14 protein-coding genes are annotated in these 16570 nt (G+C 66.8%); 10 read left to right on the top strand and 4 right to left on the bottom strand.

Features of this window, described 5'->3' with window-relative positions:
- Window positions 1–68: 68 nt before the first annotated feature.
- Both NA11_RS38600 and NA11_RS38605 read left to right on the top strand, forming a co-directional pair.
- Window positions 69–785 (top strand): SDR family NAD(P)-dependent oxidoreductase, encoded by a 717-nt coding sequence (locus NA11_RS38600; protein WP_069167044.1) that lies wholly within the window; start codon window positions 69–71, stop codon window positions 783–785.
- A gap of 110 nt (window positions 786–895) precedes the next feature.
- Entirely contained in the window at window positions 896–2146 is a 1251-nt protein-coding gene (locus tag NA11_RS38605; protein ID WP_141718086.1) for a phthiocerol/phthiodiolone dimycocerosyl transferase family protein, read from the top strand.
- Between the two features lie 27 nt (window positions 2147–2173).
- Here the strand turns inward: NA11_RS38605 and NA11_RS38610 are convergent, their stop codons facing one another.
- Window positions 2174–3850, bottom strand: coding sequence for a putative glycoside hydrolase (locus tag NA11_RS38610; RefSeq protein ID WP_245746520.1), 1677 nt, complete (start codon window positions 3848–3850; stop codon window positions 2174–2176).
- Between the two features lie 20 nt (window positions 3851–3870).
- Between NA11_RS38610 and NA11_RS38615 the strand changes: the two genes are divergently transcribed.
- The gene (locus NA11_RS38615) at window positions 3871–4887 is read left to right on the top strand and encodes a polysaccharide deacetylase family protein (RefSeq protein ID WP_245746521.1); all 1017 of its coding nucleotides are present in this window, start codon (window positions 3871–3873) and stop codon (window positions 4885–4887) included.
- 88 nt (window positions 4888–4975) lie between these two features.
- On the opposite strand, the gene NA11_RS38620 is transcribed toward NA11_RS38615, so the two are convergent.
- From NA11_RS38620 to NA11_RS38630, 3 genes are all read right to left on the bottom strand, one after another.
- A complete protein-coding gene (locus NA11_RS38620; protein ID WP_084655454.1) occupies window positions 4976–6919 on the bottom strand; it encodes a family 2A encapsulin nanocompartment cargo protein cysteine desulfurase in 1944 nt (647 codons plus the stop codon).
- Window positions 6891–7823, bottom strand: a complete 933-nt coding sequence (locus NA11_RS38625) for a family 2A encapsulin nanocompartment shell protein (protein WP_069167049.1) — start codon at window positions 7821–7823, stop codon at window positions 6891–6893. The genes NA11_RS38620 and NA11_RS38625 overlap by 29 nt, the downstream gene beginning before the upstream one ends.
- A 233-nt stretch (window positions 7824–8056) precedes the next feature.
- Window positions 8057–9562, bottom strand: coding sequence for a PucR family transcriptional regulator (locus NA11_RS38630; RefSeq protein WP_069167050.1), 1506 nt, complete (start codon window positions 9560–9562; stop codon window positions 8057–8059).
- Between the two features lie 162 nt (window positions 9563–9724).
- Between NA11_RS38630 and uraD the strand changes: the two genes are divergently transcribed.
- Genes uraD through NA11_RS38665 form a run of 7 tightly spaced genes read left to right on the top strand, consistent with a single transcriptional unit; the run spans window position 9725 to window position 16448 of the window.
- A complete protein-coding gene (uraD, locus tag NA11_RS38635) occupies window positions 9725–10237 on the top strand; it encodes a 2-oxo-4-hydroxy-4-carboxy-5-ureidoimidazoline decarboxylase (protein WP_069167051.1) in 513 nt (170 codons plus the stop codon).
- Window positions 10234–10533, top strand: coding sequence for a hydroxyisourate hydrolase (gene uraH / locus NA11_RS38640; protein ID WP_069167052.1), 300 nt, complete (start codon window positions 10234–10236; stop codon window positions 10531–10533). Before uraD ends, uraH begins: the two co-directional genes overlap by 4 nt.
- A gap of 3 nt (window positions 10534–10536) precedes the next feature.
- Window positions 10537–11412: a factor-independent urate hydroxylase gene (gene pucL / locus NA11_RS38645; RefSeq protein ID WP_069167053.1), complete on the top strand. Its 876-nt coding sequence runs from the start codon at window positions 10537–10539 to the stop codon at window positions 11410–11412.
- Between the two features lie 2 nt (window positions 11413–11414).
- Complete coding sequence (locus tag NA11_RS38650) at window positions 11415–12284, top strand: FAD binding domain-containing protein (RefSeq protein ID WP_069167054.1); 870 nt, start codon at window positions 11415–11417, stop codon at window positions 12282–12284.
- Window positions 12284–12757 (top strand): (2Fe-2S)-binding protein, encoded by a 474-nt coding sequence (locus NA11_RS38655; RefSeq protein ID WP_069167055.1) that lies wholly within the window; start codon window positions 12284–12286, stop codon window positions 12755–12757. Before NA11_RS38650 ends, NA11_RS38655 begins: the two co-directional genes overlap by 1 nt.
- Window positions 12754–14118 (top strand): 8-oxoguanine deaminase, encoded by a 1365-nt coding sequence (locus NA11_RS38660; RefSeq protein ID WP_174567793.1) that lies wholly within the window; start codon window positions 12754–12756, stop codon window positions 14116–14118. The genes NA11_RS38655 and NA11_RS38660 overlap by 4 nt, the downstream gene beginning before the upstream one ends.
- The gene (locus NA11_RS38665; RefSeq protein WP_174567794.1) at window positions 14115–16448 is read left to right on the top strand and encodes a xanthine dehydrogenase family protein molybdopterin-binding subunit; all 2334 of its coding nucleotides are present in this window, start codon (window positions 14115–14117) and stop codon (window positions 16446–16448) included. The genes NA11_RS38660 and NA11_RS38665 overlap by 4 nt, the downstream gene beginning before the upstream one ends.
- The last annotated feature ends 122 nt before the right edge of the window (window positions 16449–16570 follow it).

Here is a 16570-nt window from a genome sequence, read left to right on the forward strand (position 1 = left end):
AGGGGCTCCTCGGTTTCGTGCTATCTTCTGAAAATGAGGAGCCCCTCAATTTCTGTGAAGGAGATCGCATGACCACCACACCAACGGCCGTGATCATCGGCGTCGGACCCGGCCTCGGCATGTCCATGGCCCGGCGATTCGGCCGCGAAGGATTTCGAGTCGCCTTGCTGTCACGCAGCTCGGCGCGCCACGACGACTATCTGAAAGACCTTGCCGCGCAAGATATCGACGCCACTGCCTACGTCGCCGATGTCACCGACCGGACCCGCCTGCGGTCCGTACTGGACGAGATCGCACGTGCCGGCGAGGTCGAGCTCGCCTACTACGGTCCTGGGCCACAGCAACATCCGGTGCCCATCACCGAAATGGATTTCACCACCGCGCAATCCGCCTTCGAGTGGGTCTGGCCTGCCGTCGACGCGGTACAGGCCGTACTGCCCGCCATGCTCGAAAGGAGCAGCGGCGCACTGCTGTTTGCCGGTGGTCTCTCCAGTGTCCGTCCGATGCCGATGCTCGGCCAGCTGGCCCTGCCCTCGGCGGCGCTGCGCAACTACGCCATCACGCTCAATGCCGCGCTCGCTGAACGTGGTGTCTACGCAGGCACTCTCACGATCGGTGGCCTCGTCGAACGCGGTGATATCCACGCGATGGTGACTGCCGACCCTGCCCGCTTCGGCTCTGTGGAGGGCCACACCCTCGACCCTGATCGGCTCGCCGACGCCGCGTGGGACATGTATCGCGCCCGGGATCGCGCCGAGGAGGTGTTCGACATGCTTGGCGGCTGACAGCGGAAGCTGTGATGTTGCTCATTCATATTTACGACCGTTCGGTCCAAACGTAGCCTGGGCGTATCGGCTCGCGAGGAGCCGGTTCGGAAGCTCGAGGAGACACGGTCGTGACAGTTTCGAACACCATTCGGGCACTGGCCCCGACTGAGGTGCCGCATGTCGGCACGGGATTGTCGGTCGGCTATTCGGTGCGGGTACGCGGCGCGTTGGACGTGGTGGCGTTGTCTGACGCCTTCGACGTCCTGCGCCGTTTCCACCCGGTACACGGGTCATATCTGGTCGCCGACGAACACGGAATCGCGATTTCGCGGGAGTCGTCGTTGCCGTCGGCGTTCAAGGTGTTCAACGGACCGGTCGAGGAGGTATTGCACGATCTGTCGTTGAATCCGGGTCGGGCACTGACGGAGTTGCATGTCGTCCGCGAGGGCGAACGCGCGAACATCACGCTGCTCACCCACCACAGCGTCGCCGACGGTTATCACTCGCTCGCGGTCTTGAAGGATCTGTGGTCGCTGTACACCGACTTCGTCGAAGGTGTCCCCGAGCCAACGGTGGAACAACGCGGGTATCCGAAGTCGTTGGAGGCGATGTTCGCCGACCGCGCGATTGCCCCGGACGACGGCGAGGCAGCGCCGTTGCCCGAATCACCCACTGCCCCTATCGTCCTCACCGGTGCAGCGGCGGTGGCCAGTCCCTATCTCGCGGTGTTGTCCAGCGTGCGTTGCGCACTCGACGACGGCGAGACCCGCGCGCTCGTCGACCTCGGTCACCGAGAACGGACGACGATCAACAGTCTTGTCTCCGCGGCGATCGTGCTCGCCCTCTCGGACACTCGCGACGTGCCGCTGTCCGACATCTTCTATGCCTTTGCCGTGGATCTGCGCTCACGCATCTCTCCCCCGGCCGCCTTGACGGACGGCACGAACATTCTGGGGATCGGGCAATACCAGCCCGGAGATGGACCGACCGAGCTCGTGGACATCGCGCGAGCGGTCGGCGCCAGGCTGGCGGCGGACCTTGCCGATCGCAGCATTCATCACGCAGCCTTCGGCGGGGTCGGGACCGCACAGGCGACGCTGGCCGGGTTTCAACAGGCACGCGCATCGGCCTTCACCACGAATTGGGGCAAGATCCCGGCCCTGCGCCATCCGGCCGCCCTCGAGCTGCAGGACTTCTGGCCGCTGTTCCACTACGACCCGCTGGTTGCGCCCCCCGAGATGCCGCCGGTACCGCCGACCATGGTGGTGATCAGTAGTTTCGACGGTCGGCTCAACGTCGATCTGGCCAGTTTCGCCCAGGATGACGCGGACCGGGATCTCATGGCGGCAGTGCGCAGGCGGCTCCTGTCGGTCTTGTAGCACGACCGACAAGAGCCGCTGCACCGGTCAACCAGCCGCGAGATGGTAAGTGACCGTTGGGCTCCAGAGGAAGAAACCATCGACCCCTGCGTCTCTGGCCGCATCGATCTGAGCCGTGACCTCGCCGGACCCGTAGCTCACACCAAGACTGAAGTCCTGTAACCACGGGACGATCTTGGCGCTCGTGCCCTGCGTCTGCTTGCGGAAGTCCTGCAGCGAGCGGAACACGATGTCGTACGGCTGCGAATTCGGGTTCGCGACACCGTATTCCCCGGGATTCCAGTGGGACGGGTACAGCATCGGCGCGATGTAGTCGACATACTTGGACATCAACGGGATGTCCTGCGCGATCTCGTCCGGCCTTGTCGCGGCAACGCCGAACACCGCGGCACTCAGGTCGGCGCCCGCGTCCCGCACCGGATCGCGGCTCTCCCTGAGGAATTCGGCGATCGACGTGGTCGGCGATTCAGTGGCGCCGGGGAACACCATCTGCGACAGCGCGCCGTCCGGGCGGCGGATGTAGTCGTACATGATGCCGTCGAAGCCGAGCTTCGCCGCCTCGACCGCGAGATCGATGTTGTACTTGCGCATCTCGGGATTCGCGAAGTTGGTGAACGCGATCGCGCCGTACTTGCTTGCGTACGGCTGACCGTACGGGTTCTGGATGACCCAGTCGGTGCGGCCGGAATTCCACGCCCATTCGGCCATCGTCGAATCGCGGAACGCGACGATCCGGCCAACCACGCGCACGCCCATGTCGTGCAGCTGCCGCAGCGTGGCCGGGGCGTCGTAAATGGGCTCGACGGCACCGGATTCCCGGGCGAGCGGCACCTGCGAGTCATAGCCGACGACGCCGTCCTCGTCCTTGATGTCGAGCTGCACGGTGTTGATCCGCCCGTCACGCACCATGTTCAGCACGTCCTCGCGCAGGCCCTCGTGCGCCCACCCGTACGCGGTCACATGCACCGAACTGATCTTCGGTGTCTCGATCGCGGCCGAGATCGCCTGGGTGGCTTTGTTTCCGGCCGCGTCCATCGCGACGATCTCGGCGCCTGTCGGCGCGCGGGGCATGGTGATCTCGAACGATCCGTCGTCGGCGGGGGTGACCGACTGCGTGCCGATGGCCACCCGGTCGGCCCCGGTTGCGGTGCCGCGCACCATGACCGGCTGCCGGTAGGACGACACGGCCTGCGGCTGGGTGACGGTCAGCGTCGGCGCCTCGTTGTCAACGGTGAAGACTTCGGATACGCCGGGACCGGTGCGCAGGAAGCCGAAGAATCCGCCGACCGGGATCTCGGCGGTGAATTTGTGCTCGCCGTCGGGTAGTGATCCGGGTCGATAGACCACGGTGCCGCCGTCGACGCGGCCGTCGACGGGCTCGCCGTCGAGTTCCAGCCGGATGTCGGCGGGGTCGTGCCCCTCGGCGTCCACTCGTAATGTCATGGCGGACAGCGTCGCCGCGCTGATCGTGCCGTCCGGTAGTCCGGTGACGGTCAATCCCTCTGGTTCGGCCTGGACCGAGCTGATGGTCACAGAAGCGACGAGAATTGATAAGACTGCGGTAACTACCACTGCCGCCAACCGCCGGTGGCCTGTAGTGCGGAATCTATCCAGCAACGCGCGTGCCAACTTTCCTTCGGAGATGGCTCTACTATCCCGTCTCCGGCGCGCCGTCGCGGCAATCTTCATCAAGATGTTGTTCATAGTCGCGTACCGTTTGGCCGATGACCAAGAACGCGGTAAACGTTGTTCGAGTTATGTTGTCGGCCTTGACGTTCGCGGCCGTCGCCGCGTGCGGATCGGCGCCATCCGGCCCGGCAGGCACCGGGCAGGCCGGCAAGGAAGCGGCGGTCACGCCCTCGGCCGCCCCCGTGCCCGACCCCGCCGCGGTCGGCGCGAACGAGCTCGGTCTGGTGCCAGTCCTGATGTATCACCAGTTTTCGCAGACACCGGTCAGTGAATACGACCAGACGCTCGAGAAGTTTCGGGCCGAACTCGACCGGCTGTACCGCGAGCGATATCGCCCCATTACCGCGGCCGCCTATATTTCCGGTGCTATCGATATTCCTGCCGGTACGCATCCAGTGCTCCTGACTTTCGACGATTCGACCCTCAGCCAACTCGCGTTCACCGACGACGGCAGGCCTGCGCCGGATACCGCCATCGGGATACTCGAGGAATTCCGTGCCCAACACCCCGACTTCGCCCCCACGGCAACGTTTTATGTCAACGACCATCCTTTCGGTGCGGATGCGCGCGCCCTGCCATGGCTGGCCGCACACGGTTACGAAATCGGCGCCCACACTGCGACGCACGCGAATCTCGCACAGCTCGATGCCGACGGAGTCCAACAGGAATTGGCGGAGAACGTCGCGGCCATCAGCGCGGCAGTGCCGGGACGGGTGCGCACGATGGCGTTGCCGCTCGGTATCTCGCCGAGCGAGCGCGCCCTCGCCCGCGCGGGGGCCTGGGACGGCACGTCCTATGCGTTCGACGCCGTCATGCTCGTCGGCGCCGAACCTGCTCCGTCACCGTACGGGCGACTCGATCCCGCGGCGGTGCCCCGAATCCGTTCCGGCAATACAGCTGTCGACTTCGACTCGACCTACTGGCTCGACCGTATGGCCGCGAACCCCGATCAGCGCTACACCTCGGATGGCAACCCGGCCAAGGTGTCCTTCCCTCGGCAGCTCGCCGAGGAACTGACCCCGTCATGGTCGGACCGGGCCGCCGCGTACTGAGCTGGAAGTCGTTGGCGCACCCCGGTTGTCGCCGCCGCACGCTGCGGTGCGGCCGCGACAGCCGAGGTGACGCCGGTCCGAGCTCAGTTCACCGCGGCGTACGCACCGCAAGCTGTTCGAGGACGGCAACCATGCGGTCGATCTCCGCACAGGTGTTGTAGAAGGCGAACGACGGACGCACCGTCGCCTCCAGGCCGAGGCGACGCAGGATCGGCTGCGCGCAGTGATGCCCGGCCCTGACGGCGATGCCCTTCTCGTTCAACGCCTTTCCGACCTCGATCGGCTCGTACCCGGCCATCACGAACGACAGCACGCTCGCTTTGTTCGGGGCGGTACCGACCAGCCGGACACCGGGCACGTTCGCCACCAGCGGCGTCGCGTACTCGAGCAGTTCGTGCTCGTAGCGTGCGATGTTGTCGATGCCGATGTGCTCGATGTATTCGATCGCGGTGCCGAGGCCGACCGCGTCGGCGATATTGCCGGTGCCTGCCTCGAATCGACCAGGGGGCGGCTGGAAGATCGACCGCTCCAGCGTCACATCGCTGATCATGTTGCCGCCGCCCTGCCACGGCGGAACATCTTGCAGTATCTCGGATTTTCCGTAGACGACGCCGATTCCGGTCGGGCCGAACAGCTTGTGACCGGAGAAGACGAAGAAGTCGGCGCCGATCGAGCGCACGTCGATCCTGGTGTGCGGAACCGACTGTGCCCCGTCGATGACCGTGACCGCACCGGCGCGCTGTGCCTCGGCGACGATCTCCTGCACCGGCGTCAAGGTGCCGAGCGCATTCGAAACCTGGGTCACCGAGACGAGTTTCGTGCGATCGGAGAGCAACTTGGTGTACTCGCCGAGCAGCAGCTCGCCGTTGTCGTCGACCGGGATGACCTTCAGGACCGCGCCCGTCTCCCCGGCAAGCATCTGCCAGGGCACGATGTTCGCGTGATGCTCCAGGTGCGAGATGATGATCTCGTCACCTTCGCGAATGTTCTTGCGGCCCCAGGTCTGCGCGATCAGGTTGATGCCTTCGGTGGCGCCGCGGACGAAGATGATCTCCTCGGGCGACGACGCACCGATGAACCGGGCCACGGTATTGCGGGCCTGTTCATAGGCATCGGTGGACCGTGCCGCCAATTCGTGTGCGGCGCGGTGGATATTGGAGTTCTCGTGCTCGTAGAAGTGCGCGAGGCGTTCGATCACCGAGCGCGGCTTCTGCGTTGTCGCGGCGTTGTCGAACCACACCAGCGGATGCCCGTTGACCCGCTCCCGCAGGATCGGGAAATCGTTGCGCACCGCGTTCACATCGAACGGCGGATGCGCATCGGGTCGCCGACCGGAGGCCACCGCGCCTGGCGAGTTCAGGAAGTAGAAGCTCGGCTCGCCCGCGGCCGGTGCCGCTGCCTCGGGAAACCGTGACGGCGACAGCACATCCCGCAGTGACGGCAGCGTGGTGAAGAAGGGGTCGTAGTGCACGCCATCGGGCTGTGTCGGCACGCTCGTCGCCTCGGCCATCGGGACCTCACGCCCCCAACTCGGCACGGTCGGCTCCGGCGTCGGACCGCCGGGCGGGGTGGCGCCCGAAAGGCCCTGTGCGCCCGACGGTGTCGGTCCGGGAACAGTAGGCTCGCCCTTCCCGCCACTCGGCGTTCCGGACACCCCGGTGACCCCCGGCGACGGCACCATCGTCCGAACATCGGGCACCGCCGCGAATCCCGGCGCTCCCGCTGTTGTCGGCATCGGCGCGGACGCATCCGGCCGATGGGGCGCCGCCCCTGAAACCTCCTGCGGGCCCGCCGATGTCGCTGCGTGCGAGGGAGAAGGGACTCCCACGTTCGGCGGCGACGTCGGCAGGTCCGGCTGCGCGACACTCACGCCCACCGGAGCGGCGGGCAAGCCCGCCGACCCCGACGGCAGCGCCGAGAAGAATTCACCGGCAAGGCGATTCAGCGTCGCCTCGTCCGGCAGCATCCACTCGGCGCCACCCTCGTCCGCTGGGCGCGGAATGTCAGCTCCGGTAGGTCGGTGCGTAGTCATGGAACTTGCCCACCTCGGCTCCGTCGAGCACCGCCACTGCGTCGTCGGTGAGGATCGCCAGCGAGCAGTACAGCGACACCAGATACGACGCGATCGCGCTGCGATCGATACCCATGAACTTCACCGAAAGGCCCATGCCCTGTTCACCGGCCAGGCCCGGCTGATACAGGCCGACCACGCCTTGGCGTGCCTCGCCGGTCCTGATCAACACGAACTTGGTCTTGCCACGCTCCAGCGGAACCTTGTCCGACGGAACGAGCGGGATCCCACGCCACGTGATGAACTGGGATCCGAACATGCTCACGGTCGGCGGCGGCACACCGCGCCGGGTGCATTCCCTGCCGAAGGCAGCGATGCCCTGCGGATGAGTCAGGATGAATCCCGGCTCCTTCCACACCTTGGTGATCAGGTTGTCGATATCGTCGGGCGTGGGCGGCCCGGCGATCGTCGTGATCCGTTGCGACTTGACGGCATTGGCGATGAGCCCGTAGTCGGGGCTGTTGATCAGCTCGCCTTCTTGGTGCTCCTTGATGGCCTCAATCGTCAATCGCAACTGCTGAGCAATCTGATCGTGCGGGCTCGAATACAGATCCGAGACGCGGGTGTGCACATCCAGAATCGTGTGCACTGCCTTGAGTCGGTACTCCCGCGGGTCCCGCTCGTAATCGATGAACGTCTCCGGAAGTGGAGATTCGTCGAAGTTGTCGCACTGAATATCGACGGTGTTCTCGTGGGTAACCCGGTTTCTCCGGTAGATACCGGCTTCGACGGGAACCCAATCCAGCAAATGCACCAACCACCGTGGGGTGATCGACTGCATCTGCGGGACGGTCTTCGTTGCGTTAGCCAGTGTCCGGGCAGCGTCATCGCCCAGTGCTACCGGCCGTGGAACAGCTTTAGTCATCGAACCACCTTGGGATCGGCAAATCCACCGTTACCAGCCCGATCATGCTAGCCCTTGCCTCTGGCAATGCCCGGATCGACCCTATTGCCCGCCTTGTTCCGCGCGCCGCGCATCGCGCTGACGGCGTGCGGCGCGGCACGAGGGCAAGGAAAACGTCGAGGCAATCGTCGAGTCGGGAACCAAGACTCGGCGATTGAGTAGAAAAGTCGAGGCGATTCCTCGCGGCGGGAGAATCAGCGCAGCGCGAGAGCGAGAAAGAAGTCGACGCGATCCTCGAGCCGGGAAAGGTCGCGCCCGGTGAGTTCTTCGATGCGCTGGATCCGGTAGCGCAGCGTGTTGACGTGGACGTGCAGTAACTCGGCGCATTTGGTCCACGACCCGGACACCTCGAGGAATGTTTCCAGGGTGTGCACCAGGTCGGCGCGGTTGTCCTGGTCGTAGGTGGTGAGCGGGTCGAGCAGCCGCAGCCGGAACATGCGCCGGACCTCGTCGGGGACCGAGGCGAGCAGCAGCATATGGGTGGCGAGCTCGTCGTGGCCGACGACGCTCGCGGGCTGCAGGCGACCGGCGGCCATCCGGCGGGCGTAGCGGGCCTCCTCGACGGCGCCGCGCAATCCCTCACCGTCGACGACGCCGCTCACGCCGACGGATAGTCGGCTGCCGCGCAACCCCGGCTCCAAAGCGGTGACCGCACGGTTGATTTCGTCGATCACCGGGCTGTCCGGCCCTGCCGGAATCAGCGCGATCGCCTCGCCGTCGACTACGCCGGCGGCCGGCCTTCTGCCGTAAAGGATTTCGCGAAGCAGTACGCGCAACTCGCCGGGCCGCAGGCTGTCGTCGGCGGCCGCCGCGACCGCGATATAGGTTTCCGCGGGACCGAGCCCGGTCAGCTCGAGCCGCGAAATGATCTCTGTCGGTTTGGCATCCGACACGATCAGCTCGATGAGCTCCTGAGCGAGCCGACCCTCGGCGCTCTGCCGATCGTCTTGGCGTGCGCGTTCCAGCGAGACCACCGCGGCGAGCTCACCGGCGAGCGCACGCCGCTCCTCGGGCCATTCGGTGTAGTCACCTTCGAAAACCAGGAACCAGTCGGCGGCCCGTGACGTGCGATGCTCGTCGACCGCGAACAGCGAGAACCTGGCGTTGTCGTCCAGGAACGCCAGCGGCAGCCTGCGCGCGCTGAGGAAAGCGGGGGTCACCTCGACCGGCGGCGGGGTCGTCGGCCCGGCGACCACCCGCCCGGTGGACGAGACCACCCAACATCGCATGCCGAGATCGCGTTCGATGAGCTCGAGCACCGACCCGAGTCCGGCACCCGAGACGAGCTGGCGATGCCGATCGAGGATCGCGGTGAGATCCGCCGCCCGCCCGGTCGACAGATTGCGGGTGATCTGCTCGGTGACCGCGGCGAACGCGACGTTCTCCGGCACCCGGAACAGGGGAATCCGATGCTTGCGACAGGCCTCGACCACGTCGGGCGGTGCGCCACCGTATCGGGCGTCGCCCGCGGCCATCCCCGCCACCCCGGCCTGGGCCAGCGCCCGGACGAACACCTCGCTGTCGGCGGGATCGTGGCGCCACTGCATACCGGTGAGCACCAGCTCACCGCCGGACAGGTAGCGACCGGGATCGAGCATGTCCGTGGTCACCACCCAACGCACGAACCGGTCCAACTCTTCCTCGCCGGTGACGAGCTCGAGTCCCAGGTCCGCCATGGTCAGCAGTGATCGAAGGCGCACGGTCCGAAGGCTAACAGTCGGCCCCCCGGTGAATGCCCTTGGACATTCACACAAAGAGTGCGGTGTGAACTGGCGCACAGTTCAGATTTCTCGTTTCTAGCTGCGGTTCTGCTCGGCGGGTGTACTTGCGGAACAGATTGGCGAACCCCGACAGGAGGTCAGATGGCAGGCGACATCGGATGGCTGAACGCGTTGTCACCGGAGGCGGCCGAGCAGGAACTGCTCGCCTGCTGTGCGTCCAGGCAGTGGGCGCAGAAGGTGGCGGCGACCAGGCCGTACCCCGACGTCGACAGCGTCATCGCCGCCGCGGTGACCGCGGTGTGCGAGCTGGGTTGGCCGGAGGTCGAGGAGGCGCTCGCGGCGCATCCGCGCATCGGTGACCGTGCGAAGGCCGAGCTGTCCGAGCGGGAGGCGGCGTGGTCGCGTGGCGAACAGTCCGGCGCCGCGACCGCCGACCTTGCCGTGCGCAGAGAGCTCGCCGCGGGCAATCAGGCCTACGAGGACCGCTTCGGCCATGTCTTCCTGATCCGTGCGACCGGGCGCAGCGCCGAGGAGATGCTCACCGAGCTGCGCAAGCGCCTGGCCAATTCGGTGCTCGACGAGCGCATCAAGGTACAGAGCGAGCTCGCCGACATCACCCGCCTGCGCGTGCGAAAGCTGCTGGGGGAGAGGTGAGTCTGTCCACCCACGTGCTGAACGCGGTGACCGGGCGGCCCGCGGCGGGGCTGCTGGTGCGGCTGTCGCGCGCGGACGGCACCGTGCTCGCCGAGCGGCACACCGACGACGACGGCCGGATCAAGGATCTGCCCGCGCCGGAAATCGGCACGCACCGGCTGACTTTCGACACCGGCGAGATCAGCCCCTTCTATCCCTCGGTCGCCATCGACTTCACCGTCGCCGACCCGGCCGCGCACTACCACGTGCCGCTGCTGCTGAGCCCGTATTCCTACTCCACTTATCGAGGTAGCTGAACAATGTCGATCAAGCTCGGACCGAACCGATATGGCAAAGCGGAGACCCATGTCGTCAGCGTGACGAAAAACGGTGGCGTGCACGAGATTCGCGATCTCAATGTCGGGGTGGCGCTCTCCGGCGACATGGACGACGTGCACCTCACCGGCGACAACGGCGCGGTGCTGCCGACGGACACCCAGAAGAACACCGTCTTCGCGTTCGCCAAGGAGCACGGCATCAGCTCGCCCGAGGCGTTCGGCGTCCTGCTGGCACGGCATTTCGTCGACTCGCAGCCGTCGATCCACCATGCGCGGGTCAGCGTCGAGGAATACGCCTGGGAGCGGATCGTGCTCAACCCCGGCGACGATCAGCACTCGTTCGTCCGCTCCGGCAAGGAAACCCGCACCGCCCGCGCGCACTACGACGGCGAAAAGGCTTGGGTTGTCGCGGGATTGCAGGGTCTGGTGGTACTCAACTCGACCGGTTCGGAGTTCCACGGCTATCTCAAAGACAAGTACACGACGCTGAAGGAAGCCTACGACCGCATCCTGGCCACCGAGGTCAACGCGGAGTGGCGCTTCATCGGCGAGCCGAGCGACTGGGACAAGACCTACCGCGAGGCAAGGAGCGCGCTGCTGGAGGCGTTCGCGGAGACCTACAGCTATTCGCTGCAGCAGACGCTGTACGCGATGGGCGAGCGCGTGCTGAACGCCTGCCCCGAGGTCGGCGAGGTCCAGCTGTCGCTGCCCAACAAGCACCATTTCGTCGTCGATCTGTCCGCGTTCGGACTGGAGAACGACAACGAGGTGTTCTACGCCGCCGACCGTCCCTACGGCCTGATCGAGGGGACCGTGCTGCGCGAGGACGCGCCCGCCGCCGGTCCGGCGTGGGAGTGACGATGGACTTTCTCCGACCGACCAGCTGGGCGGACGCCCTCGACCTCAAAGCGGCCCGTCCGGAGGCCAGCCCGATCCAGGGCGGCACCGACATGATGGTCGAGCTGAACTTCGACAAGGGCAGGCCGAGCGCGCTGCTCGATCTCAACCCGTGCCGAGAACTGTTCGAGTACAAGGAGATCGACGGCCAGATCCGCATCGGCTCCGGTGTGCCGTACGTCCGGATCATCAACCGGCTCGCCGGACCGCTGCCCGGCCTGGCGCAGGCGTCGCGCACCGTCGGCTCGCCGCAGATCCGCAACCGCGGCACCGTCGGCGGCAACCTGGGCGGGGCGTCGCCGGCCGGCGACGCCCACCCCGCGCTGCTCGCGGGCAACGCGGTGGTCGAGGTCGAGTCGGCGGCGCGTGGCACCAGGATGATCCCGATCGACGATTTCTACATCTGGGTGCGCAAGACCGCGCTGGAGGCGGACGAGCTGATCCGGGCGATCTGGCTGCCGCCCGCCGAAGGGCCGCAATACTTTTCGAAGGTCGGCACCCGCAACGCCATGGTGATCGCGGTGTGCTCGTTCTCGATCGCGCTGTACCCGGCCTCGGCGACCGCGCGCACCGGCATCGGCTCGTCCGGCCCGACCCCGTTGCGGGCCGAGCCCGCCGAGGAATTCCTGGCAACGCAGCTGCCGTGGCACGATCCCGCGCCGCTCACCGAGCAGGTGCTCCGCGAGTTCGGCGCGCTCGTCGCGGCGGCCGCGAAGCCGATCGACGACGTGCGCGGCACCGCCGACTACCGCAAGCACGCCCTCTCGGTGCTGGCCCGCCGCACCCTCGGCTGGGCATGGACGGACTACCTAGCAGAAAGGAAGGCAGCCTGATGCGCGTGACCTTCGACGTGAACGGTGCACAGGAGACGGTCGACGACGTCTGGGAGGGCGAGAGCCTGCTCTACATGCTGCGCGAGCGCATGGGCCTGCCCGGTTCCAAGAACGCCTGTGAACAAGGCGAATGTGGTTCGTGCACCGTCTATTTGGATGGCACCCCGGTGTGCTCGTGTCTGGTGGCGGCCGGGCAGGCCGAGGGCCGCTCGGTGCGCACCGTCGAGGGCCTGGCCAGTGGCGCGCAGCTGGATCCGATGCAGCAGGCGTTCGTCGAAGCAGGCGCGGTCCAATGCGGCTTCTGCACGCCGGGTCTCATCGTGCAGGCGCACGACCTGATCGAGCACAATCCCGAGCCGAGCGATGTGGAGATCCGCGAGGCACTGGCCGGAAATCTCTGCCGCTGCACCGGTTACGAGAAGATCCTCGACGCGGTCCGGCTGGCGGCGCAGCGGAAGGCGGCGGCGAAATGAGTACGGACGAGCCGAAGACCATCATCGAGAACGCCTACATCGCACCGGTTGTCGGTCCGGAGATTCCGTCCGGCCACGTGGTGATCGCCGACGGCCGCATCGCGTCGATCGGTGCTGGACCCGCTCCCGTCCTCCCGGACGCGCGGCGCATCGACGGCACCGGCTGCCTGGTCACGCCCGGTCTGGTCAACACCCACCATCACCTCTACCAGTGGGCGACCCAGGGCCTGTACCAGGATTCGACGCTGTTCGAATGGCTCACCGGGCTCTACCGCACCTGGGCAGGCATGGACGCCGACGTCGTCTACGGCGCCGCGTCGGCCGGATTGGGCTGGCTCGCGCTGACCGGGACCACCACAAGCAGCGACCATCACTACGTGTTCCCGAAGGGACGCGGCGATCTGTTCGAGGCCGAAGTCAGGGCCGCCAACGAGCTCGGCATCCGGTTCCATCCGTGCCGCGGCTCGATGGACCGCGGTCAGTCCGCAGGCGGTCTGCCGCCGGACGAGGTGGTCGAGGATCGCGACGAGATCTTGCTGAACACCTCGGAAACCATTGACAAGTACCACGATCCGTCGTTCGACTCGATGCTCCGGGTCGCCGTCGCGCCCTGCTCGCCGTTCTCGGTGAGCGAGGGCTTGATGACCGACGCGGCGCTGCTGGCTCGCACCAAGGGCGTCCGGCTACATACCCATCTCGCCGAAACCCTCGACGAGGAAGAGCACTGCCGCGAGCAGATGGGTTGCACGCCTGTGGAATACATGGAGAAGCTCGGCTGGCTCGGCGACGACGTGTGGTTCGCCCACGCGGTGCACCTGCACGACGCCGACATCCGCCGCTTCGCCGAAACCGGCACCGGCTCAGCGCATTGCCCCAGCTCCAACGCGCGTCTCGGCGCGGGCATCGCCAGGGTCTCGGAGCTGCTGCGTGCGGGCGCGACGGTCGGCCTCGGTGTCGACGGCGCCGCGTCGAGCGAATTGACCTCGATGGCAGGCGAATTGCGCCAGGCAATGCTGTTCCAGCGCGCCGTGCACGGACCGACCGCGCTGACCGCGCGCCAGGCCTTGGAGATCGGCACCCTGGGTGGAGCGCGAAACCTCGGCCGTCAGCAGGAGATCGGCAGCCTCGAGGTAGGCAAGCTCGCGGACATCGCGATGTGGCGGGTCGACGGATTCCGTGCCGCGCTCACCGACCCGGTGTGCGCCTTGGTATTCGGCCCGACGCCGCCACTGGCCCGTTTGCTCGTCGGCGGCCGGACCGTCGTCGAGAACGACGAGCTGCGCACCGTATCCCACGATGCCGTCGGCAGGGCGGGGGCGGCAGCGCGCCAGCGGCTACTGGAGCGGGAGGAGTCACGATGACCGCGGTACGAGGCACCCGATTCCCCGGCGAGGTCGCCGCACCGGGCAAGGGCGGCATCGGCGAGAGCCCGCTGCGCCCGGACGGCACGCTGAAGGTCAAGGGCGACTTCGCCTATGCCTCCGACCTCTGGATGGACGGCATGCTGTGGGGTGCCACATTGCGTAGTCCGCACCCGCGTGCCCGCATCCTGAGCATGGACATCAGCCAGGCTCTGGCCTTGCCCGGCGTGTACGCGGTGCTCACCCACGAGGATGTGCCGGGCCGCAAGCACTACGGGCTCGACATGACCTGGGACCAGCCGGTATTGGCGTTCGACGAGGTCCGCCACCACGGCGAGCCGATCGCCCTGGTCGCCGCGGACCATCCCGAAATCGCCCGCCGCGCCATCGAAGTCATCGCGATCGAGTGGGAGGTGCTGACCCCCATCACCGATCCGCTCGCGGTGATCGCCGACCCGGTGGCCAACGCGGTGCAGGGACGCGGCGGTATCGCCAGGCATCAGCCCGTCCGGGTCGGCGATCTCGCGGTCGGCCGCGCGCTGTCCGATGTGGTGGTGACCGGCGAATACGAGGTCGGCATTCAGGACCAGGCGTTCCTCGGCCCCGAGGCGGGTCTGGTCGCGCCGAACGAGGTCGGTGGGCTGGACTTCTACATCGCCACCCAGTGGATGCACAACGACCTCGACCAGATCGGTCCCTGTCTCGGCCTGGCCGCGGACAAGATCAGGATGACCCTGGCCGGCGTCGGCGGCGCGTTCGGCGGCCGCGAGGACCTGTCGATGCAGATCCACGCGGGCATGCTCGCGCTCTACACCGGAAAGCCGATCAAGATGATGTACAACCGCGAGGAATCCTTCTTCGGGCATGTGCACCGGCATCCGGCGCAGATGCGGTACGAGTACGGCGTGACCAGGGCGGGCAAGATCGTCTTCGCCGACGTGCAGATCGTGCTCGACGGCGGTGCCTACACCTCGGCCACGCTGAACGTCACCGGCAACGCGTCCTCACTTGCCTTGGGGCCCTACGAGGTTCCGCACATCAAGATCGACGCGTACGGCGTCTACACGAACAACCCGCCGTGCGGCGCGATGCGTGGATTCGGCGCGGTACAAGCCTGTTTCGCGCACGAGTCGACGATGGACAAGATCGCCGAGACGCTCGACCTCGATCCGGTGCACGTGCGTCAGGTGAACGCGGTCTCCCAGGGCTCCAAGCTGGCGACCGGCCAGATCATCCATGCGCCGATGCCGATGTCGGAGATGCTGGCGCAGGCTCGCGCGATGCCGCTGCCCGCACCGCTCGACCCGTCCGATATCCGCAACCTGCCCGGTGGCGCCTCGCAGACCACGCACGGCGAGGGCGTGGTGCGCGGCATCGGCTACGGCGTCGGCATCAAAAACATCTGCTTCTCCGAGGGTTTCGACGACTATTCGACCGCAAGGGTGCGACTCGAGGTGATCGGCGGCGAACCCGTCGCGCTGGTGCACACCGCGGCCGCCGAGGTCGGTCAGGGCCTGGTCACCGTCGAAGCGCAGATCGCGCGCACCGAACTCGGCATCGAGCGGGTCACCATCCATCCGGCGGACAACCAGATCGACAGCGCCGGTTCCTCTTCGGCCTCCAGGCAGACCTACATGACCGGCGGCGCGGTCAAGGCCGCGTGCGAGGCGGTGCGGATGCGCGTACTCGCCTTGGCCCAAGGACGTTTCGGCGCCACCCGCGGCCTGCGGTTGGTCGGCGGCAAAGTGGTGTCCGAGCGCGGCGAAGTGTACGCCGCGATCGTGGATCTCCTCGGTGACGAAATCATCGAGGAGACAAGGAAATACCACCACAAGCCGACCACGGGCATGGATCCGGTGACGGGACAGGGCAACAGCCACACCCAGCTGGCCCTGTGCGTGCATCGCGCCGTGGTGGACGTCGACACCGAACTCGGCCTCGTCAAGGTCGTCGCACTGGACGCGGTCCAGGACGTCGGCAAGATCATGAACCGCCTGTCGCTGGAGGGCCAGATCCACGGCGGCTCCGCCCAGGGCCTCGGCCTGGCGGTCATGGAGGAAATCCAGGTCCGCGACGGAAAGGTGCTCAACCCGTCCTTCACCGACTATCTGATCCCCACCATCCTCGATTCGCCGCCACAGCGGCTCGAGATTCTCGAAAACGCCGACCCGCACGCCCCATACGGGCTGCGCGGCGCCGGGGAGCCACCCACGCTCTCCTCGACTCCTGCGATCGTCTCGGCCATACGCGACGCATGCCGATCCGCGGGAGGAACCGTGCACATCAACCGAGTGCCGGTGCGTCCGGAAGACATCATCCGGAGCAGTTGATCAACAGGGGCAGACCGCCTTTCGTGCCCCGCTCGGCACGGCGGTAGGGACCCCACAACAGCAGAACCGAACCAGGCGATCCGGCTGCTCACGCCGGATCGCAGGTCGGCTATGCCCCGAGG

It is taken from the genome of Nocardia altamirensis NBRC 108246, from assembly GCF_001612685.1.
GTDB lineage: Bacteria > Actinomycetota > Actinomycetes > Mycobacteriales > Mycobacteriaceae > Nocardia > Nocardia altamirensis.

Excerpts from the sequence above, each read along its gene's own strand:
- NA11_RS38615 (WP_245746521.1), top strand. The coding sequence starts at position 3,871 with ATGACCAAGAACGCGGTAAACGTTGTTCGAGTTATGTTGTCGGCCTTG.
- NA11_RS38625 (WP_069167049.1), bottom strand. The coding sequence starts at position 7,823 with ATGACTAAAGCTGTTCCACGGCCGGTAGCACTGGGCGATGACGCTGCC.
- NA11_RS38660 (WP_174567793.1), top strand. The coding sequence starts at position 12,754 with ATGAGTACGGACGAGCCGAAGACCATCATCGAGAACGCCTACATCGCA.
- NA11_RS38665 (WP_174567794.1), top strand. The coding sequence starts at position 14,115 with ATGACCGCGGTACGAGGCACCCGATTCCCCGGCGAGGTCGCCGCACCG.
- uraD (WP_069167051.1), top strand. The coding sequence starts at position 9,725 with ATGGCAGGCGACATCGGATGGCTGAACGCGTTGTCACCGGAGGCGGCC.
- NA11_RS38600 (WP_069167044.1), top strand. The coding sequence starts at position 69 with ATGACCACCACACCAACGGCCGTGATCATCGGCGTCGGACCCGGCCTC.
- pucL (WP_069167053.1), top strand. The coding sequence starts at position 10,537 with ATGTCGATCAAGCTCGGACCGAACCGATATGGCAAAGCGGAGACCCAT.
- NA11_RS38620 (WP_084655454.1), bottom strand. The coding sequence starts at position 6,919 with ATGACTACGCACCGACCTACCGGAGCTGACATTCCGCGCCCAGCGGAC.
- NA11_RS38650 (WP_069167054.1), top strand. The coding sequence starts at position 11,415 with ATGGACTTTCTCCGACCGACCAGCTGGGCGGACGCCCTCGACCTCAAA.
- NA11_RS38655 (WP_069167055.1), top strand. The coding sequence starts at position 12,284 with ATGCGCGTGACCTTCGACGTGAACGGTGCACAGGAGACGGTCGACGAC.
- NA11_RS38610 (WP_245746520.1), bottom strand. The coding sequence starts at position 3,850 with ATGAACAACATCTTGATGAAGATTGCCGCGACGGCGCGCCGGAGACGG.